At 34.2% G+C, this 21,376-nt stretch carries 21 protein-coding genes and 2 tRNA genes; 10 read left to right on the top strand and 13 right to left on the bottom strand.

All coding sequences use genetic code 11. From position 1 onward, the window contains the following. Nucleotides 1-187: 187 nt before the first annotated feature. From WBM_RS03670 to WBM_RS03680, 3 genes are all read right to left on the bottom strand, one after another. Nucleotides 188-261 (bottom strand) — tRNA-Ile (locus WBM_RS03670). Nucleotides 262-303: 42 nt separating this feature from the next. Continuing rightward, entirely contained in the window at nucleotides 304-627 is a 324-nt protein-coding gene (gene trxA, locus WBM_RS03675) for a thioredoxin (RefSeq protein ID WP_011256806.1), read from the bottom strand. A gap of 123 nt (nucleotides 628-750) precedes the next feature. Further along, nucleotides 751-1,371 carry a ribonuclease D gene (locus WBM_RS03680; protein ID WP_011256807.1) on the bottom strand — a complete coding sequence of 207 codons (621 nt, stop codon included), beginning with the start codon at nucleotides 1,369-1,371 and terminating at the stop codon, nucleotides 751-753. Between the two features lie 150 nt (nucleotides 1,372-1,521). On the opposite strand from WBM_RS03680, the gene WBM_RS03685 reads away from it, so the two are divergent. From WBM_RS03685 to WBM_RS03705, 5 genes are all read left to right on the top strand, one after another. After that, nucleotides 1,522-1,594: transfer RNA gene (locus WBM_RS03685), tRNA-Gly, on the top strand. A gap of 123 nt (nucleotides 1,595-1,717) precedes the next feature. Next, nucleotides 1,718-2,161, top strand: coding sequence for a hypothetical protein (locus tag WBM_RS03690; protein ID WP_011256808.1), 444 nt, complete (start codon nucleotides 1,718-1,720; stop codon nucleotides 2,159-2,161). 143 nt (nucleotides 2,162-2,304) lie between these two features. Further along, complete coding sequence (gene mnmG, locus WBM_RS03695; RefSeq protein WP_011256809.1) at nucleotides 2,305-4,338, top strand: tRNA uridine-5-carboxymethylaminomethyl(34) synthesis enzyme MnmG; 2,034 nt, start codon at nucleotides 2,305-2,307, stop codon at nucleotides 4,336-4,338. Nucleotides 4,339-4,346: 8 nt separating this feature from the next. After that, the gene (locus tag WBM_RS03700) at nucleotides 4,347-6,014 is read left to right on the top strand and encodes an aminopeptidase P family protein (protein ID WP_011256810.1); all 1,668 of its coding nucleotides are present in this window, start codon (nucleotides 4,347-4,349) and stop codon (nucleotides 6,012-6,014) included. 123 nt (nucleotides 6,015-6,137) lie between these two features. Continuing rightward, nucleotides 6,138-6,506 (top strand): hypothetical protein, encoded by a 369-nt coding sequence (locus WBM_RS03705; protein WP_011256811.1) that lies wholly within the window; start codon nucleotides 6,138-6,140, stop codon nucleotides 6,504-6,506. A gap of 17 nt (nucleotides 6,507-6,523) precedes the next feature. Here the strand turns inward: WBM_RS03705 and WBM_RS03710 are convergent, their stop codons facing one another. The 3 genes from WBM_RS03710 to rpmF are packed head-to-tail and all read right to left on the bottom strand — an operon-like array spanning nucleotide 6,524 to nucleotide 8,727. Next, entirely contained in the window at nucleotides 6,524-7,504 is a 981-nt protein-coding gene (locus tag WBM_RS03710; RefSeq protein WP_011256812.1) for a beta-ketoacyl-ACP synthase III, read from the bottom strand. Further along, a complete protein-coding gene (plsX, locus tag WBM_RS03715) occupies nucleotides 7,497-8,534 on the bottom strand; it encodes a phosphate acyltransferase PlsX (RefSeq protein WP_011256813.1) in 1,038 nt (345 codons plus the stop codon). Before plsX ends, WBM_RS03710 begins: the two co-directional genes overlap by 8 nt. 10 nt (nucleotides 8,535-8,544) lie before the next feature. Next, nucleotides 8,545-8,727: a 50S ribosomal protein L32 gene (gene rpmF / locus WBM_RS03720; RefSeq protein WP_011256814.1), complete on the bottom strand. Its 183-nt coding sequence runs from the start codon at nucleotides 8,725-8,727 to the stop codon at nucleotides 8,545-8,547. Nucleotides 8,728-8,968: 241 nt separating this feature from the next. On the opposite strand from rpmF, the gene WBM_RS03725 reads away from it, so the two are divergent. After that, on the top strand, nucleotides 8,969-9,751 hold the full coding sequence (locus WBM_RS03725) for an MlaE family ABC transporter permease (RefSeq protein ID WP_011256815.1): 783 nt from the start codon (nucleotides 8,969-8,971) through the stop codon (nucleotides 9,749-9,751). Continuing rightward, nucleotides 9,744-10,454 (top strand): ABC transporter ATP-binding protein, encoded by a 711-nt coding sequence (locus WBM_RS03730; protein ID WP_011256816.1) that lies wholly within the window; start codon nucleotides 9,744-9,746, stop codon nucleotides 10,452-10,454. Before WBM_RS03725 ends, WBM_RS03730 begins: the two co-directional genes overlap by 8 nt. Before the next feature lie 21 nt (nucleotides 10,455-10,475). On the opposite strand, the gene ccmE is transcribed toward WBM_RS03730, so the two are convergent. The 7 genes from ccmE to WBM_RS03765 all read right to left on the bottom strand — a co-directional run bounded on the left by ccmE (nucleotide 10,476) and on the right by WBM_RS03765 (nucleotide 17,480). Then, entirely contained in the window at nucleotides 10,476-10,862 is a 387-nt protein-coding gene (gene ccmE / locus WBM_RS03735; protein ID WP_011256817.1) for a cytochrome c maturation protein CcmE, read from the bottom strand. Between the two features lie 117 nt (nucleotides 10,863-10,979). Beyond that, the gene (locus tag WBM_RS03740) at nucleotides 10,980-11,891 is read right to left on the bottom strand and encodes a biotin--[acetyl-CoA-carboxylase] ligase (RefSeq protein ID WP_011256818.1); all 912 of its coding nucleotides are present in this window, start codon (nucleotides 11,889-11,891) and stop codon (nucleotides 10,980-10,982) included. A gap of 1 nt (nucleotide 11,892) precedes the next feature. Next, nucleotides 11,893-13,290: an NADH-quinone oxidoreductase subunit N gene (locus WBM_RS03745; protein WP_011256819.1), complete on the bottom strand. Its 1,398-nt coding sequence runs from the start codon at nucleotides 13,288-13,290 to the stop codon at nucleotides 11,893-11,895. Beyond that, complete coding sequence (locus tag WBM_RS03750; RefSeq protein WP_011256820.1) at nucleotides 13,287-14,729, bottom strand: complex I subunit 4 family protein; 1,443 nt, start codon at nucleotides 14,727-14,729, stop codon at nucleotides 13,287-13,289. The genes WBM_RS03745 and WBM_RS03750 overlap by 4 nt, the downstream gene beginning before the upstream one ends. Nucleotides 14,730-14,732: 3 nt before the next feature. Further along, nucleotides 14,733-16,589: an NADH-quinone oxidoreductase subunit L gene (nuoL, locus tag WBM_RS03755; protein ID WP_011256821.1), complete on the bottom strand. Its 1,857-nt coding sequence runs from the start codon at nucleotides 16,587-16,589 to the stop codon at nucleotides 14,733-14,735. Between the two features lie 4 nt (nucleotides 16,590-16,593). Then, nucleotides 16,594-16,902: an NADH-quinone oxidoreductase subunit NuoK gene (gene nuoK / locus WBM_RS03760; RefSeq protein ID WP_011256822.1), complete on the bottom strand. Its 309-nt coding sequence runs from the start codon at nucleotides 16,900-16,902 to the stop codon at nucleotides 16,594-16,596. Next, entirely contained in the window at nucleotides 16,893-17,480 is a 588-nt protein-coding gene (locus WBM_RS03765) for an NADH-quinone oxidoreductase subunit J (protein ID WP_041571486.1), read from the bottom strand. The genes nuoK and WBM_RS03765 overlap by 10 nt, the downstream gene beginning before the upstream one ends. A 611-nt stretch (nucleotides 17,481-18,091) precedes the next feature. On the opposite strand from WBM_RS03765, the gene WBM_RS03770 reads away from it, so the two are divergent. From WBM_RS03770 to WBM_RS03780, 3 genes are all read left to right on the top strand, one after another. Further along, on the top strand, nucleotides 18,092-18,409 hold the full coding sequence (locus tag WBM_RS03770; protein ID WP_011256824.1) for a hypothetical protein: 318 nt from the start codon (nucleotides 18,092-18,094) through the stop codon (nucleotides 18,407-18,409). Between the two features lie 422 nt (nucleotides 18,410-18,831). Then, a complete protein-coding gene (locus WBM_RS03775; protein WP_011256825.1) occupies nucleotides 18,832-19,026 on the top strand; it encodes a hypothetical protein in 195 nt (64 codons plus the stop codon). Between the two features lie 184 nt (nucleotides 19,027-19,210). Next, a complete protein-coding gene (locus tag WBM_RS03780) occupies nucleotides 19,211-21,127 on the top strand; it encodes an ATP-dependent helicase (protein ID WP_011256826.1) in 1,917 nt (638 codons plus the stop codon). Nucleotides 21,128-21,376: the final 249 nt, after the last annotated feature.

The raw sequence follows: 21,376 nt of genomic DNA on the forward strand, positions 1-21,376 counted from the left end.
GCACTTTCCCTTATTAGCGAGAAGTTGACAAAATTTTAAAAAGTGAAGATTATGGCTTTTGCCCACTGTAGCTGGCATGCAAAGAGCTTTTTGAACACGCTCAGATCCTATTGTGAAATAATCAGCCTTTTTTGTGCCTGTAATATACTCTAGCGAGCCTTATGATATACTAAACCAATATAATCAGTGGGATTGGTAGGTCTCGAACCTACGACCAATTCGTTATGAGCGAACTGCTCTAACCAACTGAGCTACAATCCCCTTCGTTAACACTTATAATACATACAAAAACAAATTTGTCTATTAGCTTATTTCATCATCAACCCAACTTGACAGATCATTTATGGTACCAATTTTGCGTGCAATTTCTTTACCGTCTTGAAATATGATTAATGTGGGTATAGATTGAATCCCATATTTACTTAACACTTCAGCTCCTCCATCTATATTGAACTTGCAGATTTTGATCTTACCTTTTTTATCTTTAGCCAATTGCTCAACACGCGGCATTAAATTTTTACATGGCCTACACCACTCTGCCCAAAAGTCTACCAGCACAAATCCTTTGTAATCAGCGACCTCAGACTTAAAATTTTGATCACTTACTGATGTAATATCATCACTCATAAAATACCCGATCTAATTTGTAAAATATAGCACATAAATCAGTAATTAATCAACTAAATTCTTACCAAAGAGCTTAAAAAACTGCCCAAGTGCTTTGATAAGTAAAAAACTCTTCACAAATCACTACACTTGGTGATTAAAGATATCCATATCTTCCCATCCCATTAAATCTAATTCAACACGAATAGGAAGAAATTCAAAGCATTTTTGTGCTAACTCCTTTCTGTTTTCACGTTCCAACATTAAATCTAGCTTTTCCTTTATCTTATGAAGATACAAAACATCAGATGCAGCGTAACTTTTTTGCTTGTCTGTCAAATTTTCACTTCCCCAATCAGAAGATTGCTGCTGCTTATTTAATTTAGTATCAAGTAGCTCTAAGCATAACTCTTTCAGGCTATGATTATCTGTATAGGTGCGAACTAAACGTGAAGCTATTTTTGTACAATAGCATGGAAGTGCCCAAGTTTCTAGATAATAACATATTATGCTAACATCAAATCGTGCAAAGTGAAATATTTTAGTTATATTTTTATCCCCCAATATTTTTCTTAAATTTGGAGCTGCATAATCATTTTTGAATTGAATCAGGTGAGCATTCCCATCATTAAAAGAGAGCTGTATAAGGCATAATCTATCTCTAACATGAAGTAACCCCATTGCCTCTGTATCAACAGCTATAGATCTTACATTATCTGGTATTGAACTAGCTGGCAAGTCATCTTTATATACAAATATCCTCATAAGGCTCTGTAGAATAACAAAACGTCAATAATAATTGAAAGTGAGTTTTAAGTATACAAATATATAGACATAGTTCCTCACATTTCGGTATGTATGGGGTTTACAAATTATTACATATACCTATAATTAAGAAGTAAATTTAGGTTAATTGCGGGAGTAGTTCAGTTGGTAGAACGCAACCTTGCCAAGGTTGAAGTCGAGGGTTCGAACCCCTTCTTCCGCTCTCTTTTCCGAGATAATGCCATAAAAAATTACTTTGCTTATCCAATTAACCTAATTACTCTGACAATAGAGAGAGTTTTAAAACTTTGAAGAATATTGTTATTATCAAAATTAGGGAAGTTGTATGGATAAAGATTTAATACTTTTAGGCATAGCATCAGTAATAGGAGCACTTACAGGTTTATGGTTAAGTTTCACAGCTTTATCACATTTAATAATAGGTGGAGTTATTGCCGCCATTCCTGTAATGTTATTGAGTGCATATTATATATGCGATAGTATAAGAAAAGGAAAGTTCTCCAAAAAAGATCTCTTCGAGTCTTACTTGTGCATGCTTCACAAGTGCCACGATTGGAGTTGGTCCTGTTGTAACCGCAACTGCTTTTTTCCTGGTGCAATGATTGGCATAGGTTATGCAACTTTAGCAGGTGGAGCAATAGCACCGATTATAGCGATATTTCCAATGTACAGTATTATAGTACCAATAGCTGAAAAAGTGAATGAATATATTATTTTTCCTATAATTGAGTATTTTTCTCTAAAAGGAAAAGAACATGAGCAAGTTTAAGCTCATCAAAAGAGTTTCTATTTTCTGTTATTCTAGTGTGCAACATTGGAGTAACAGAAGAAGCAACGCTGTATTACTAGTAAAATTTGACATTGATTGTTGATAATTAGAATAATAGTAGAGTAAGAATTACTCAAGAGGGTATGCATAGATATGACGTAGTGGTAGTAGGTGGTGGCCATGCAGGATGCGAAGCAGCTGCGGCTGCAGCTCGCCTTGGTGCAAGTACGTTACTTATAACCCATAAAATTTCAACTATAGGAGAAATGTCTTGCAATCCAGCAATTGGAGGAGTTGCAAAGGGTATTGTAGTCAGAGAAGTTGATGCTCTTGACGGAATAATGGGAAGAGCAATCGATCAAGCAAGCATACATTCAGTCATTTTAAATAGCAGCAGGGGCGCAGCAGTGTGGGGGCCGAGGGCACAGGCAGACCGAAAATTATACAAGAAAGCGATACAGGAAATTATTTTAAATCATGACAATTTGACAGTAAAAGAAGAGTCAGTGGATGATTTTCTGATCGAAAGTAATAGCAATGGAGAACCTTACATTAAAGCTATCATAACAAGCTCAGGAAAACAGATACTAACAAGCAAAGTTGTTTTAACTACGGGAACTTTTCTGCAAGGTATGGTTCATATAGGAGAACAAACAACCCCTTCAGGAAGAATGGGAGATAAATCTGCAGTGGAACTTGCAAATACATTGAAGAAGTATGATTTTAAATTAGGCAGATTGCGTACCGGAACCCCGCCGAGGCTTGATCGTAGTACTATAAACTGGTCAATATTAGAAGAGCAAGTAGGTAATAATCCACCCATGCCGTTCTCTTACCTCACAGAAAAAATTAATCAACCTCAAGTTTCATGTTTCATTACCTATACTAATGAGAATACACACAGAATAATCCAAGCGAATCTTCACAGGTCAGCTTCTTCTTATCTAAATGACATTGTTGCACCAAGATACTGTCCATCAATTGAAGCTAAAGTTAAAAAATTTGCAGAAAAAAATAGTCACCAAATATTTTTAGAACCAGAAGGACTTGATAATATTACTGTGTACCCAAATGGAATTTCAAATTCATTGCCTATCGAAGTGCAGCGTGAAATGATAAACAGTATCAAAGGGCTTGAAAACGCAGAGATATTAAGACCTGGATATGCGGTTGAGTATGATTACATTGACCCACGAGAGCTATTTCATACTCTCGAAACTAAGAAAGTTAAAGGCCTATATTTCGCTGGCCAAATTAATGGTACTACTGGATATGAAGAAGCAGCAGGGCAAGGAATTATCGCCGGAATCAATGCAGCACTCTCTGCATCTCAAAAAAAAGAAAGTTTTGTTCTCCATCGCACAGATTCATATATCGGCGTAATGATAGATGATCTGGTCACTAAAGGAGTGACCGAGCCTTATAGGTTATTTACTTCACGTGCAGAATATAGGCTAGCAATTAGATCAGATAATGCAGATAGAAGATTAACGCAAAAAGGTTATAACATCTCTCTTGTATCATATAAAAGATACTCTGCTTTACAAAATAAACTTAAATCCATTAAGCAGCTTGAAGAGAAGTTAGAAAGTCTGAAAATTACTCCTGAGCAGCTTAGGTTTTGTGGTATTAAAATATCTCATGATGGAATAAGAAAAACAGCATTAGATCTACTTAGCTACCCAAATATCGATTGGAACAAATTACAAGAAATATGGCCAGAGTTAACTAATGTTACACGCTGGAATGACAACAAAGCGGATCAAACTGTCATTCAAGTAGTTGACACTAGAATCCAGAAAAAAAATGCAGATTCTAGTGTCACGCGCTGGAATGACAAAACAGGGTACTGGAATGATAGTAAAACAACGAGCAACACAATTAAAAATGAAATATGTGAAGCAGTTGCAATTGAAGCAAAATACAAACCTTATTTAGTAAGACAAGAAGCAGATATGAAGTTTTTACGAGAGGAAATGAATACTCAAATTCCAACCAATTTCAACTATTCACAAATTAAAGGCCTGTCAAGTGAAGTAATAGAAAAATTGCAGGCAATTAAACCAGCAACGATTGGCATTGCAAAGCAAATACAAGGCATCACTCCAGCAGCAATAGTTAGCATATTGGTGTATTTAAGAAATAGGAAAACGAAGGTAGCTGCTAATTCTGCGTAAGGTATTCTATGTCAAAAATCGAAGAGTTTCGTTCTTTTATGTGTGAAATAAAAGTTGATGCATTTATGTTGCATACCAAAGACGAATATTTAAATGGACATTCAGACGAATTAACTAAATTGTGTGGCTTTACGGGAACACATGGGCTACTTATCGTTACAAAAGACAACAAGTGCCCATTTTTTACGGATGGACGCTATATCACACAAGCTCGCAATCAGCTCGACCAGGACAATTTTCAAGTACATAATATACAAGAAGAGAATCCATACGAATGGGTAAAAGCAAACTTAACATTGACTACCTCACTAGGTTACTACTTGCAATATTTTACCGTAAAAGAGATAAGAAAATATGAAGATATTTGTAAATTGGTACCATATTCAATTAAAAAAGAGATTAGCCGTAGAAAACAAACGATAGTTTCGCATGCAGTTGAGCATTCCGGTGAAAGTAGTAAGAGTAAATGTGAAAAAGTAGCTAAAAGCATAAATAAAGAAGCTGAAGCAGTACTTTTAACTGATTCAAATTCAATTTCATGGTTATTAAATCTAAGAAATGAAAATGCTAAATATACTCCATGTATATTGGGCTGTGCTATATTGTACAAGAACGGCAATGTTGACTTGTTTATTCAAGATAAAGAATACTCGACCATAGAAGCAAATTTAGGTAATCATACAAACATCTTTGATATTAGTAAACTCAAAAGTTCACTATGCAAGATAAATTCAATAATTATAGATCCAAACACAACTCCGATGAGTATTATGGCTATAATAAAAAATAAGCAGATAGTTGAAAGGGAGGACCCTTGCTTGATTTACAAAGCAGTAAAAAACCAAACTGAAATAGCTGGAGCTATAAAAGCACACACCAGAGATGGAATAGCAGTTACAAATTTTCTACATTGGCTTGAAAATAATACCAGTACAGAACTTGAAGCCGAAGAAAAGATTTTAGAATATAGAAAAGAGCAGGATTTGTTCAAACAAGCGAGTTTTCCAACAATCTCCGCATTTAATGAAAATGGAGCAATAATCCACTATCGTGCAAGCAGTGAGACAAACAAAGTCATTCAGAAAGATGGATTATATTTGATTGATTCTGGTGGCGAATACCTTGATGGCACAACCGATGTAACAAGAACTATAGCAATTGGCAATCCAACTAATGAACAAATAACTCACTATACAATAGTATTGAAAGCTCACATCGCTTTAGCAAGTGCAGTCTTTCCTTCCGGCACTACCGGTGGAGAATTAGATACACTGGCACGCATTCACTTATGGAAATTTGGAATAGATTATATGCATGGCACAGGGCATGGGGTAGGAAGCTATTTATCAGTACACGAAGGGCCACAATCAATATCAAAAGGAAATAAAGTAAAACTCATGCCAGGGATGATACTTTCCAATGAACCTGGTTATTACATTCCAGAAAAGTATGGAATAAGAATTGAAAATCTGATGTATGTTGACAAGCAAGAAAATGGTTTTTTAAGCTTTAAACAACTGACCTCCATTCCATATGATAGAGGGCTAATAGATGTGCAAATGCTCACTAAAGATGAAATTGAATGGATAAATAGCTATCACCAATTTGTCTATAAGAGCTTAGAAAATAGTGTTAAAAATAAGGAATGGTTAAAGAAAATATGTGCTTCTTTATAAGCAAAAGAGCAGCTTTTCTATTATTTAATAAAATATTAATACAGTTGTAGTGGGTGTTTTGTATTGCTTTTAATTTAAAAACAATATATAATAGAAAACATATATTTTTAAGTAGGTGTAATCATGATGGATAAAGTACAAGAAGATGAATTTATGAAGCAATATATGGATAGTTGTAAAGAGCAAATAGAAAAATTAGCTAAGGATCCTGAATTACTTAATCAGGCCTTAAAGCCATTTATGCAAATGTCCCAGCAACTTATGGCTGGTGGTATGTTAGATACTTCTACACCTGAGATAGTATCTAATTTAGGTAGTATGGATATTAACAAGATGATTGCTCAGATGAAGGAAATGATTGACTATATAAAAAGTAATTATAAGGAACTCATGAAAAAGGATAGCTTGCAGATTCAAGAGCTTGACGAGTCCAGTAAAAAACTAAGAGGATTGGTTAAGAAATTAATGGAAAAGATCGAAAGTAACAAGTAGGTAGTAGTTGGTAGTTATTAATAGCGTAGCAGCACGGAGCCCCAGGTTAAGCCTGCACCTATTGCAACCAGTATCCCCAAGCTTCCCGGTTTTATTTTCGGTTTTTGTATTGCATAATCAAGTGCTAGTGGAATTGATGCTGCTGAGGTATTTGCATGTTGATCAACTGTATTAATTACTTTCTCCATAAGGAAATTTAATTTCTTTACTACAGCTTCAATAATACGAATGTTTGCTTGATGGGGAACTAACCAGTCAATATCAGTGATCTTCAAATTATTGCATCTTAATGTTTCTTCTATTGAGGCTGTTAACTTATCCACTGCATGCTTAAACACTTCTCTACCATTCATGTATATTTTTCCAGAATCACCAGTTGAGGATATCCCTCCTTTTGTGCATAACACGTCTACATTACCATCAGAATATAAGTTGGTTGATATTATACCTCTTGTGGAATTTTCTGTCATTTCATTACAATGTGCTGTAGATTTCATTATAACTGCACCAGCACCATCACCAAACAGTACACAAGTTGACCTATCTTTCCAATCAACAATTCTAGACATTATTTCAGCACCTATCACTAATGCATACTTAATTCTATCGTTAGATTTTATGAGCGAATCAGCAATTGTAACTGCATATATAAAACCAGAGCATGCTGCCTGTACATCAAAAGAAAATGCGTTTTTACATTTTAACTTATTTTGCGCAATCGTTGCACAGCTAGGCAAAGTTTTATCAGGCGTTGTTGTTGCAACTATGATTAACCCAATTTCATCCACTGAAATTTGAGCTTTTTCTATAGCATTTTTTGCCGAATTAACAGCTAGATCCGACGTTAACTCTGCTTCATCTGCTATATACCTTTGAGTTATTCCTGTTCTCTGTCTAATCCATTCATCACTTGTCTCAACCATTAATGCAATCTCATCGTTGCCCAACTTTTTTTTTGGCAGGTAAGATCCAGTGCTTAATATAAAACTTTTATTCAACTTGATTTACCTCACTAATTATCTTCTGGTTTAAATTTTCATTAATGGAATTTACTGCAAATTTTATAGCATGGGCAAAAGAAACAGCATCAGAATTTCCATGGCTCTTAATGACAATACCATTCAGCCCTAAAAACATAGCTCCACTTCTAATTTTAGGATTAAAACGCATTAATACCTTATTTAGCTTGGATTTTAACAATATACCAACAAGCATTTTTGTTGCCCATGAGTTGAACATTTCCTGTTTTATTAGGTCGATAAAAGTGCTAGCAGTTGCCTCAGCTGTTTTAAGCATCACATTGCCAACAAAACCATCAGCAACAATTACATCTATATTACCCTCTAAAAATTCACTTGCCTCTATATACCCTTTGAAATTAATGTTTGGAGCACTTTTTAGTAGCTTAAAAGCACCACGTACTGAGTCATTACCTTTAACCTCTTCTGTACCAATGTTTAGCAAAGCAACTTCAGGATTGTCAACTTTTAATGCTATTTTTGCAAACATGCTTCCCATTAACGCAAATTGAAATAACGAGTCAACATTGCAATCAACATTTGCACCAAGATCGAGCAATGCAAAGCTCTTTGCCTTAGTTGGACAGACGGATACTATAGCAGGACGATAAACGTTTGGTAATGTTCCTAAAATAAACCTGGAAATTGCCATCAACGCTCCCGTATTACCTGAAGATACCATACCAGAAGCTTTACCTTTTTTCACTGCTTCAATGGCAGCCTTCATACTTGAATCTTTACGATGTCTCAGTGCAAAAGACGGCTTATCATTTGCAAGAACATTATTAGAGTAGTGAGTAAACTCAGAATTATCACTTACTTTTCTATATTTTAAAAGCAAAGGAGATATTTCTTTCTGATCTCCATAAATATGGAAAAAAACCTTTATGCCTGGATCAACAAGATTATCCAAAAAAAAACCAGCACCTTGAATCACCGAGAGAGGTGCAAAATCACCCCCCATAGCGTCAAGTGCAATGACTATGTTATTGTTAACCGTAGGTAACATATCATGATAATTATTCTGCCTGTTGTTTGATGAAAACCCGTTTTCCTTTGTAGCTGCCATCAACTGCTATACTGTGAGGCAGCATAAATTCCCCAGTTGTTGTGCATACTACAATATTCTTAGGCTTAATAGCATGATGAGAACGATGCATATTACGCCTTGACTTTGACTTTTTTCTTTTTGGAACTGCCAAAACTTCCTCCATTCTACTTGAAAACTCACAATTTATTAATAGCATGTTTTTTACAAAAAGTAAACAGTGATAGTAAAATAAGTAAGGTTTGTTTAGACAATTAAACTCCATAAGTTTCAAACTAAAGCATTTTGACCTAAGTGTATTGAACTTAAGGCACGTCTTAGCTATACTCTGCAATGAAGTTAACAAAAATTTTAACAAAATCAATAAAACTAATTTCAGCTGAGACAAATGCAAAGTGAGCTCGTTTGATATAAATGGTATTAGAATAATTGGTAGGTGCTTCATCAAGCTCTTGTTGAGGCTTGGTAGCGCATTCATATTTTTTATTCAATCCCTATATCACTGCTTTGTGCCACCATATTATTTGGGTAATATAGCAAAGCAAATCATAGAAATAGGCTTTTTTTCTCTGCCAATTGTTGGACTCACAGGGATTTTTATAGGGGCAGTGATAGTTTTGCAAAGTAGTCTGAGTGGCCCGTTGATCAGTCCAGAACAAATAATACCTAAACTTGTCACGGTCACCATTATTAAAGAGTTAGGACCAGTTTTAATTAGTTTAATAATGGTAGGAAAGGTCGGATCATCAATTGCTGCAGAAATTGGCACGATGCGTATCACTGAACAAATAGATGCACTTACAACTTTGAATATCAATCCTTTCAAATATTTAATTGCACCAAGGATTTTAGCATCAGTTATAGTATTTCCCATATTCACAATATGCGCAGATCTAATAGGAATATTCGGGGGATACATCACTGCAGTTTTCAAATTTAATCATAACCTAAATATATATATTAAATACACAACTCAATTCTTTAACATGTATAATTTTATCACTGGGTTAATAAAAGCAACTGCTTTTGGCGCTATAATTTCCGTCTCAAGCTGCTATTACGGTTACCATTGCCAGGAAGGAGCCCGAGGAGTTAGTATTGCTACAACATCAACTGTTGTTCTATCATCTATACTGATCATTCTAGCAAACTATATGATTACTTTGATCCATGCATAGCCCCATAATATCAATATCAAATTTGCACCTATCTTTTAATGATAAGATAATACTGAACGACATAAGTCTTGACATATTGAAAGGGGAATCACTAGTTATACTCGGCAGCTCAGGAAGCGGTAAATCTGTACTAACAAAAACGATTATTGGCCTGCTGGCACCGGATTCAGGGTCTATTAAAATAAATAGCAAAAGTAAAAACAAATTTGGGGTTTTATTTCAAAATTCCGCTCTATTTGACTATGTTGCAGTATGGGAAAATATATCTTTTAATTATAGAAAACGTTTCAATATCAGCAAAAAGGAGGCAAAGCAATTAGCAATTGAAAAATTAAATGATGTCGGGTTAGAGAAAAACATAGCAGATATGTTTCCAATAGAGTTATCAGGTGGAATGAAGAAAAGGGTAGCACTTGCAAGAGCAATTGCACACAACCCAGAAATTATTATGTTGGATGAACCAACTTCGGGATTAGATCCTATCATGTCAGATATAGTAAAAGAAACAATAGTAAAGCTGTCTAAAGACCCTAGCCCTACAATTATCACAATCACACACGATATTCATGACGCATTCAAAATAGCTGATAAAATAGCAGTATTATATGAAGGAAGCATTATTTCTCATGGAACTGTTCAAGAAATAAAAAATACTAAGAATGAATACATAAAGAAATTTATTCGCTATGTAGGTACAAAATAATAAAATCCCCTGCCTTATCTCTTACTTTCGAGGCATATAATTCTCGTCATGTTTTGCAAAAACCGTCTCTGCCAAAAAGGTATTGCCATCAAACATTTTACCTTGCACAACAACACCACTTTTTTCTGAGAACATTGGAGGGAGTATTCCCTGATATTTTATCACAATGCTCTTGTTAAAGTCTGTCATTTGAAAGACCACTTCACTCTCACTACGTATTACACTATCCTCAACAACCATTCCACCTATACGGATTGGTTTTTGATTGTTTGATAAAGTTATTGCTTCGCTTACTGTGTAAAAAAATGAGATATTTTCTCTGAGTATTGTTAAAATAAAGAAAACTATGCAATTTAAAAAGAAGAAAATTCCCGAAGCTACAAGTAATCGCTTATGTTTCTTCTTCATTATTATTTTTAAAACCTTCTAAATTCTTTTTACTTTTAATATAGCAAGAAATGGTAAAAATCAGCTCTCCAGCAATCAATGCAAAACTAATAAGGTAAGCAAAAATTACATATGTACTCATAATATATTATTAACAAATAACTCACCTGCATCAAAATAAATTAAGCTTCCATCTTTTTGTTGCAATACTAATCTACCACCTTTATCTATATCAATAAAAATCCCCTCATGCAATTTACTAGCAAACTTTACACTGATTTGTTCATTCATTTTGAATGCCCTTTTCAACCACATTTCTCTTATAGCACAAAACCCATCGAGTATCCACTGCTTTCTTAAATTATTAAAGTTTGTTACTAATTCTTTTAGAATATATATGTTTTGTAGAATCATTCTAGCATGTGACATCGGAACCTGCATCTGTATTTTAGTGTCAGTTACTGGAACAACAGAAGATGAAAGAAGTTTATTAATGCACGTTGCTTCCAAAAGTGGTGCGTGATCAATGTTAATTCCAATTCCTATTACCAGCCAATTTGAATTAGATTTTTTTTCAAGTAATATTCCACTTATTTTTTTTCCATCAACAAAGATATCATTTGGCCATTTATATTGAACGTTACTATCATTTATAAATGATAGTAACGTATTGCCAACAGCAAGAGCAGTAACAAAAGTCAATTCTGTTAATTTGCTTAAACTTTCTCTGTCATTCCAGCACTGGATTTTAGCGTCATGTGCTGGAATAACATCCAAGTGGGCTGCTACAGCTAACCTGCTATCCCAGTGTGTGATACTGGAACCTAGTGATGTAATTTGCAAGAGATTTATGATAAAACTTGCATAAAAATTACCCTCGGGAGAAATCCAATTCTTTCCAGTGCGCCCCCTACCTTCTGTTTGTTTATCAGCAATAATAACAGTTTCATTTGATATTCCTCTATCAATCAAATCCAACGCTTTTCCATTAGTGCTTGAAACTTCTTCATAATGATAAATATGAAAGCCCTCGAATGTTTTAGGGGTCATTTTATAAACTTTTAGTTACTAAATGAATTAGTGAATATAAATCCTCTACGCACATAAAAAGAACAATATTAATTAATGAAGCCACTGAAGTAACAATAAATAGACTCTTAGAATAAATAACTTTACTGTCACTAGGCTTATCGAAATACATAGCTTTTATGATACTTAAATAGTAGTAACATGATATAACACTTGCTACTATGAAAATCAAAGACATACCAATAAAGCCGGAATTCACCAAGCTTTTAAATATAAAAAGTTTAGCAAAAAAACCTGCAAGTGGAGGTATTCCCGCCATCGAAAATAATAGTATAGAAAGATGAAATGCCAAAACCGGACGCTTTTTTCCTATGCCAGATAAATTTGCAACACTGCAATCGTCATCATCAATTTGTATGAAATATGAGAACAATCCTATATTTGTAATGATATATATAACCAAATATATCAAGGAACTATCTGTCCCCATTCGTGTAAAGATAGAAAGTGAAGCAAGTATAAAGCCAATATGACCAATTGAACTGTAAGCTAGAAGCCTCTTTAGATTCCTTTGGCGTAAAGCTCCAAAAGCTGAAATAAGTACGGATAGTGCTGAAATGTATAAAAGAACAGGTTGAAAATACTTTTCTACACCTACTAACTCCTCACCCATAAAAAATCGAATTAAAAACGTCACAAGTGCAGCTTTTGGAACTGTAGAAAAAAATGCAGTTACTATAGTTGGTGCACCTTGATAGACATCTGGAGCCCACATATGAAAAGGAGCAATAGCAAGCTTGAAACATAAACCAATAAGGATAAGTACTAACCCAAAAACTATTCCATAAGTCATCTGATGATTTTCCAAAAATGAACTTAACTCAGAAAAATTGACCAGTCCCGTATATCCATAAAGTAGCGACATTCCATACAGCATGATGCAGGAAGATAACGCACTGAGTGTAAAATATTTTACTCCTGCCTCACATGAATAAACTGAATCCTTATTAAAGCTTGCAAGAACATATAAAGGTATACTCATCAACTCAAAAGATAAATAAAAAGAAATTAAATTATTTGCTGAAACCAGAGTTATCATGCCAAACAGCGTAAAAAGAATTAGTATTGAAAATTCATACTCATAGTCATACTTTGATAAATTTAGCAGTAAAAGTACTAAAATTCCCGCAATAAGGATCAATCCCTGGGCTGACCTAATGTATAGATCGAGTTTCAACAATGAATTAAAGGGAAAAAACCCACTATCTTTCGCTGACAGAATTAAAATAATTAAAGTGATCACTGTGCAGCCAAGCGCCAATAAGTTAATAGTGCGGCGGTTAAATACAATTCCAAGCAGCAGCAATACTAACGAGGAAATAATAGAAAAAGTTTCCGGTAATATCTGTATGTAGCTCATAGGGCATTATACTTGACTAACAAATTTACCATGTATGGCTTTAAATAATTCAGTGCAAGAGTTGGGTAGAATCCAAGCAAAATAACAAGCACTGCAAGCAGAACTAAGATAAAAAATTCTATCCTATCCAAGCGGTTATTTAACAATTTAGAATAGCTAACTCCCCATATTGTTTGCTTACATAAATTCAGCATATAAACTGCGCTCAAAACAGTGCCAAGTGCGATGAACCCTGTAAAAAACCCTATACTCTTAAATATCCCAACCATAGCCAAAAATTCACCTATAAACCCAGACGTTCCAGGTAGCCCTACCGAAGACATTGAAAATAGAATAAACATAAAACCAAATTTTGGCATTGTATTTACTATGCCGAAATACTTCGAAATCTTCAAAGTTCCAGTTCGAGTATATAGCATTCCAACGCACAAAAATAAAGCAGAAGAAATAAGCCCATGACTGATCATTTGAAATATAGCACCAAGCACTCCCTCTTCACAAAATGAAAAGAGGCCAGCAGTAACGATTCCCATATGTGCTATTGAAGAATAAGCTATTAATTTCTTTATATCATCCTGAGCAAATGCAACTAGTGAAGCATATATTACTGCAATCGCGCTTAACACAATAATGAAATTTGCAAAGTGGAAACTTGCCTGAGGAAGCATTGGAATCGAGAATCTTAAAAATCCGTATCCCCCCATTTTAATAAGCAACCCAGCCAAAACCACAGATCCAGAAGTTGGCGATTGCACATGTGCATCAGGAAGCCAAGTATGAAATGGAACCATCGGTACTTTTATTGCAAAAGAAGCAAAAAATGCAATCCATAGCAATGACTGCACTTCAGGATCAAGACTTGGTACTAACGTAGCTAATTTCCTTATATCAAACGTTCCAAAGATATTATGAATATATACTAATCCAAGCAAAAATAACAATGAACTAACCAGTGTATAGAGGAATAACTTAAATGCTGCATATATTCTCTGCTTCCCTCCCCAGACACCAATAATAAAGAATATTGGTACTAAAACAGCTTCAAAAAATACATAAAAGCTTATAGCACTTAGTGAAATAAAGAAACCAACTACAAAACCCTCAAGCAGTAAAAATAATGCCATACATGACTTGAGGGTCGTATAACTCATTTTGCAATTGTAGAGCATACAAATAACAAATAAGAAAGTTGTAAGTAGAAGGAAAAGCAACGATATACCATCCACTCCTATTCCAGCATTTTTAATTGGATAGCTGACAAACTGAAAGTCTGTATTGTTATAATCAAACTTTATACAAACTACAATGCTAAGCAAAAATGGAAGTACAGAAAAAAGTAGAGAGATGAATCTTAGATATATTGATTTACAATCAATCTTGATTAAAGATAAAATCAATGCTCCTATTAGCGGAAGCAAAAATATGCTAAGTAATAACACTGTTTATTTTATTCCAATAATATACAAAGCACTGATTACTAAAGTAACAAACATAACAAATGCATAATCAAATATATAGCCAGTTTGTAACTTTATAGCACCCTTTGAACATTCATCAACTAACCTTACAACACCATTTGGTCCAAATGAATCAATAGCCTTAACATCAAACTTCCATAGGAGCCTAGATACAAACTTCACCGGTGCAACTATAATAAGTCCGTATACTTCATCAAAGTACCATTTATCCTGTAAAAATTTAAGTAAAAATTTACCCTTAATTTGTTTTATTATTTGATAGTGGTAAACCAAATATGCAAATGTTACTCCACTTAGGCTCATTATGGTCGGTAATAATTTTATAAAGAAACTATGAACTGTATGCTCACTAACAACTACTAAACTTGACTTCCAGAATGTACTACTAGTTATGTTCAAAATATTTGTTCCCCACATTCCAGAAAATACTGATCCAAAAGCAAGTATCAGTAGTGGTATAAGCATAATCTTTGGTGCTTCATGTATATTGATTTTACTTTGTCTTTGGCTATGAAATACAAGAAGTAACAACCTCCAAGAGTAAAGCGCTGTAAAGAATGCAATAACTAAGCTTACTACAAAAGCAAAACTATCCACACTATAAGCATGTTCAATTATTAAATCCTTTGAGTAAAAACCTGCAAATGGAAATATTCCAGAAAGTGCAAGAGATCCAATCCACATGAGAGCATAAGTGTAGGGAATTTCCTTCCAGCAATTTCCCATTTTTTGAATGTTTTGCTCATGATGCATTGCATGAATCACATTACCTGCACCAAGAAATAATAGAGCCTTAAAAAAGGCGTGCGTCATTAAATGAAAAATAGCAACATTGTAAGCAGAAAGGCCACACGCCATAAACATATAACCAAGTTGGCTGCAAGTTGAATAAGCAATTATTTTCTTTATATTATTTTGAGTAATTGCAACGGTAGCTGCGAAAAAAGCAGTGAGCGCACCAACAGTAACTATTAACTCTTGCGTTACATTTGATAGCTTAAACAATGGAGAACATTTTGCTACTAAAAATATACCAGCTGTCACCATCGTTGCTGCATGAATAAGCGCAGATACGGGAGTTGGCCCTTCCATCGCATCCGGCAGCCAAATATGTAAGCCAAACTGAGCAGATTTACCCATACAGCCAATAAAAAGTAATACACATATTATATGAATTACTTTAAACTCACAGCAGAATGTCCTGATGTTCTGTGCACCAAAAAGGTCAGCCGTGCTAAAAACTTCAGTAAAATTCAAAGAATGAAACTTATAATAAATAAGAAAAATTCCAATTAATAGCGCAAAGTCTCCTATCCTATTTACAATAAATGCCTTGACTGCAGCATTATTTGCAGAATATTTTTGAAACCAAAATCCTATGAGCAAATAAGAGCATAAGCCAACTCCCTCCCAGCCAAAGAAAAGTTGGACGAAATTGTCGCTTACAACTAGCACAATCATACAAAACGTAAATAGTGATAGGTAAGAAAAGAACCTAGACTTCCCCTTATCATGCTCCATATAACCAACAGAATAGAGATGAACTACCAGCGAAATAGTAGTAATTACAATTAGCATCAAAGATGAAAGAGCATCAATACTAACTGCCCAATCTACTTTCAGGATGCTCAATGAAAGCAGAGGAAATAAAACAACATGATGATTTTTAGAGAAGTTGAGAAAAATATACCAAGACAAAGCTGCAGATATTCCAATCCCTGCAATTGTAATTAACTGGCTAAAAATGTCCCTTCTAAAGAACGCTGCAAATAATGAACCAAAAAGTGGCAAAAATACTATCAATTTTAGTATACCTGTCATACCTTCATTCTTTCATTAAATTTGCTTGCTCAACATCTATGTTGCCACGTCTCCTATAATGCACAACCAGTATTGTAAGTCCTATACCCGACTCTGCTGCAGCAACAGTCAACACAAACATGACAAAAAATTGCCCAACTATATCATGCATAAAGGCAGAAAAAGCAACTAAGTTGATATTAACTGCCAGAAGTAATATTTCCACTGATAACAGTATATTAATTATGCTCTTACGGTTGATAAAAATACCGCACACTCCAATAGTAAACAAAATAGCAGCAACTACCAAGAAATGATTCAATCCTACTTCCATTCCACTCCTTTTCCAAACTTAGCCTTAACCAACTTTACAGACGAAGACTGTGTCAATTGCTTTAATACATTCTGTCTTTTAATTCCCTTCTTCTTGTCCTGCAAAGTAAGAGCAATTGCACCAACAATCGCAACAAGCAGTAAAATACCGGAAAGATGAAAGGCATACATATAGTCAGTATACAACAAATCACCAATAGCTTTCACGTTATTGGCATTATAGTCTATAACACTGCTTATATTCAGTACTGAGCTGCAGATTACAAAGCTGATAACCAGAAAAAACACAACACATAATATAATACTAAAAGTGAAATGCTTTGCAAAACCTTGGTGTATTCTTATATAATCAATATCAAGCATCATAACCACAAAGAGGAATAATACTGCAACCGCACCGATGTACACTATCAATACCATCATAGCAATAAACTCAGCCCCAAGGAGGATAAAAAGTACTGTAGAGCTAACGAAGGTAAAAATCAAAAATAACACTGCATGTACAGGATTCCTTACGCTAATCACACAAACAGCAGATAAAATGCTCAAAATCGAAAAAAAATAAAAGAAAAAAGGCATTAATACTTTAACTGCAATAACAGTTACTAATTTAAAGTAACTATTATTGTAAAGTCAACAAACTTCTCGCACAGCAGCGTATTGAATACATAGAAACTACTTGATAAATTTCAACAACCTCATTATCACAGTACCAATGGTATTTGTGAATTCACAACTTATTTTTGACCTGCAGGTTTAACAATAAAATTCAGTAAAAAAACTCAGGTGTTTATTGGTGGATTACATCAAATTATTGCGGCTGCATGTCTTTTAAGTTTTTCTACATACAGCCAAATCGAGCTTAAGCTAAGCGTCAACATATTACTACAGCGCCAGTTTAAATTACTATAGGAGTCAAAACTCACTACCAGGTTTTTCTGTCTTTTTTTCGATTAGTAAGTTTCTTAGCACTCTCAGTTGCAATCTAAAAGCAAGAATAAAAAACACCAATATTTTGAAGTAAATACAGTCACCACAGGGTTTCTTTTGCTTTTTTTTATGTAAGAAAATTATAGCAAACTAAGTTTTGCTGAAATGTAACTTTTCAAAATTTTACAAAAACCCCCTGACAAAAAGGTTGACCTGCTTTTTTAGTGTTTATAACAGGGCGAGGTTGTCAAATAGCATAGGTGATGCGTAATTTTCTGCAAGCAAAAAAGTATTTAATCTTATTAATCTTTAGTATAAATGTTTGTTATGCAGAAAATGTTTTACTACAAACTCCACAAAAGGTTTCCGCAGAAGATATCGACAGAATAACAGCTAATCAGTCAGTAGTATGTGTTTTACCTAGTAGAACGGAAACAATTACATATGAAATGGTGTTAGAATTTCCGCATAGACCAGGAAACAGCAAACTAGGGTTCCAACTTACCTTTAGTGGTAAAAAATTAATTAAAGAATTAACAAAGCAAGAAAACGTTTTGTTCAGCAATAAAGAAGGATAAAAAAAATTACGAACATGGTTGTGTGGCTAATAGCAAAAAACCAAGTAGTAAAAAGTTAAATAATGCCTCTCGTTTTACTCAATCTTTGTATGTACAAAATACAACCCCAGATAGGATGTTGGTACCACAAATTGCTAAACTCATCAGTGACAAGAATGTAATTTTCTAGACTGGCGCTGAAATATCAGCACCAGTAGTACCAGATGTATCTGAGCTTAACAAACAACTTGGGGTAGCTTCTTACGATCGCAATCTAAAGCAATATGATGCTGTTGCAGCTATCCATAAAATTCTTAAAGAATCAAAGTTTTTAAAATACAGATAATCTTTACAAAACTTATTTTTATGGGATACCAACCACGGTTCATTATGCAGTAAAAAACACAGTTCCACTTAAAAATTGGTAGCTACTAACTGTAAATGTGGATTTACTTCACCAATGTTCAGGGGCTGAGATTTTAGGAAATATGAGTAGCAAAATGAATTTTGATTGGCTAATAAATAACATCAAATCAGAACATTTAAAACAAATTGATTTTGTTGTTACTTGTGGGCTTAGTAGTGACAAAGCTGGGTTTCTTGCTTTGTATAAAAACACAACCCTAAAGGAAAAATAATCGCAATGGACCCAGCGCAACCAAATTATTTAGGGAATGATGACATTTTGGTAGCTGGTTATCTGCAAGAAATTTTGCCTGATCTATTTGAAAATTTGCCTCAGCTTTAATTACGTGAGAATAAAAATTTTACAGAGCACAAACAATAAGGTTAACTTATGTAACTATATTTGTTAGGGCTGCAATGAACGATTATCTCTCACTGCTAAATCCGGAACAACAATCAGCTGTAACTAAAGTAGATGGGCCAGTTTTGATACTGGCTGGGGCTGGAACAGGAAAGACAAGAACGATTACTTCAAGAATAGCACATATAATTCGAAATGGTTACGCTCATTCTGATGAGATATTGGCAGTCACATTCACAAACAAAGCAGCAAATGAAATGGTATCAAGAGTGCTCAAACTCACGGGTACAAATATACTATGGCTTGGCACTTTCCATGCAATTGCAGCAAAAATTTTACGTCGTCACGCTGATATTGTGGGCTTAAACCCCAATTTTACAATTATTGGCGTGGATGACCAACTACAAGTAATAAAAAATATTATTAATGAAGTAAGCCCCAATAATTTGTCAGAAAAACATAGTACCATTATGAACACAATTCAAAAATGGAAAGAAAAGTGCTTACTGCCGTCAGAAGTGGAAGAAACTCAACTATTTAGGCCAATATACATAATTGCATTAAAAGTTTATCACCAATATCAGGAAAGGCTAAAGTTCCTTAACTCCGTTGATTTTGGCGATTTACTACTGTATAATATACAACTCTTCAATCAAAAAACTGAAATTCTGTCCTATTATCAGGGCAAGTTTAAATATATTATGGTAGATGAGTACCAAGATACAAATGTAATACAATATCTTTGGCTAAAATACCTTGCAAAAGAGCACTCAAATATTTGTTGTGTGGGAGATGACGATCAATCGATATATAGCTGGCGTGGTGCAGAGGTTAAAAACATTTTGAAATTTTCCGACGATTTTAAAAATGCAAAAATCATCAAACTAGAGTGTAATTACAGATCAACATCTCATATACTTGCAACTGCGTCATATGTCATCAATCACAATAAAACTCGCTTAGAAAAAAAATTGTGGACAACAAACATCAAAGGGGAAAAGGTAAATTTAATAAAATTATGGGATGGAAAAGCTGAAGCAAGATTCATAAGTGAACAGATATTAAAGCTTAATAAATACAGATTCAGCGACATGGCAGTACTGGTTAGGGCTACTTTCCAAACTAGAGTTCTGGAAGAGTATTTTATAAAATATTCGATTCCCTATAAGATTATAAGTGGCGTAAAATTCTATGAACGTCAAGAAGTCAGGGATGTAATTGCATATTTAAGACTCGTTACAAACAATAATGATGACTTAGCTTTTGAAAGAATAGTGAATCGGCCAAAAAGAAGCATAGGACCTACCACTTTAAAAAAGATATACACGGTTGCTCAAGGTAACAAAACTTCTTTTTTCGAAGCGGCAAAAATATTAGTTAATAGTAATCAGGTAATTGAGAAAATTAAACTTTCACTAAATGATTTTTTTAATAAAATTAAAGCTTGGGAAGAAATGATAAGTGTCAAACCACTACACAAGTTTGTTAAAACTATAGCGAACCAATCGGGATATATTGAAATGCTTGAAAATGAAGAAGTAACAGGCTTAGCACGAATAGAAAATGTCAAGGAGCTCATTTCATCTTTAAAAAATTTTGACAATGCTACAACTTTCTTGGAGCATATAAGCTTAGTTATGGAAGTGGATAATATGAATAATGACGATACCGTACACGTCATGACTCTTCACGCAGCTAAGGGGCTTGAATTTCCATGTGTGTTCTTACCTGGTTGGGAAGAAGGGCTATTTCCCCACCAAAGGTCTTTTGAAGATAAAAGTGGCAAAGCCTTAGAAGAAGAAAGAAGGCTTGCATATGTTGGAATAACTAGAGCAAAGGAAAAGTTAATCATTTCATGTGCAGACAGAAGGGAAATTAATAACCAGTGGCAACCAATGTACGCTTCGCGATTTCTTAAAGAGCTGCCAAGGGAAAATGTTGAAGTAATTAAGAGTAATATTGCCTACTGTTGAAACAGGCAATTTTGCTATGTTTATACAGTTGTAGGCCAAGTTATAGAATGGCAGAAACAAAGCTATAAAAAAATTACTTGATACATTTTCTAGTCTCCTTATTATCGATAATAAGGTTGTTTCACAATTTAAAGCCTATCGAAAGTCAAGACCTAGGGGGTGTATTTTTTAGTATGTTGCACTTAATTTCTAGGGTGTCTTTGCTGCATTCTTCTGAGCTTTTTCTATAACAGGGTTGCTATACCTAAT

It is taken from the genome of Wolbachia endosymbiont strain TRS of Brugia malayi (assembly GCF_000008385.1).
GTDB lineage: Bacteria > Pseudomonadota > Alphaproteobacteria > Rickettsiales > Anaplasmataceae > Wolbachia.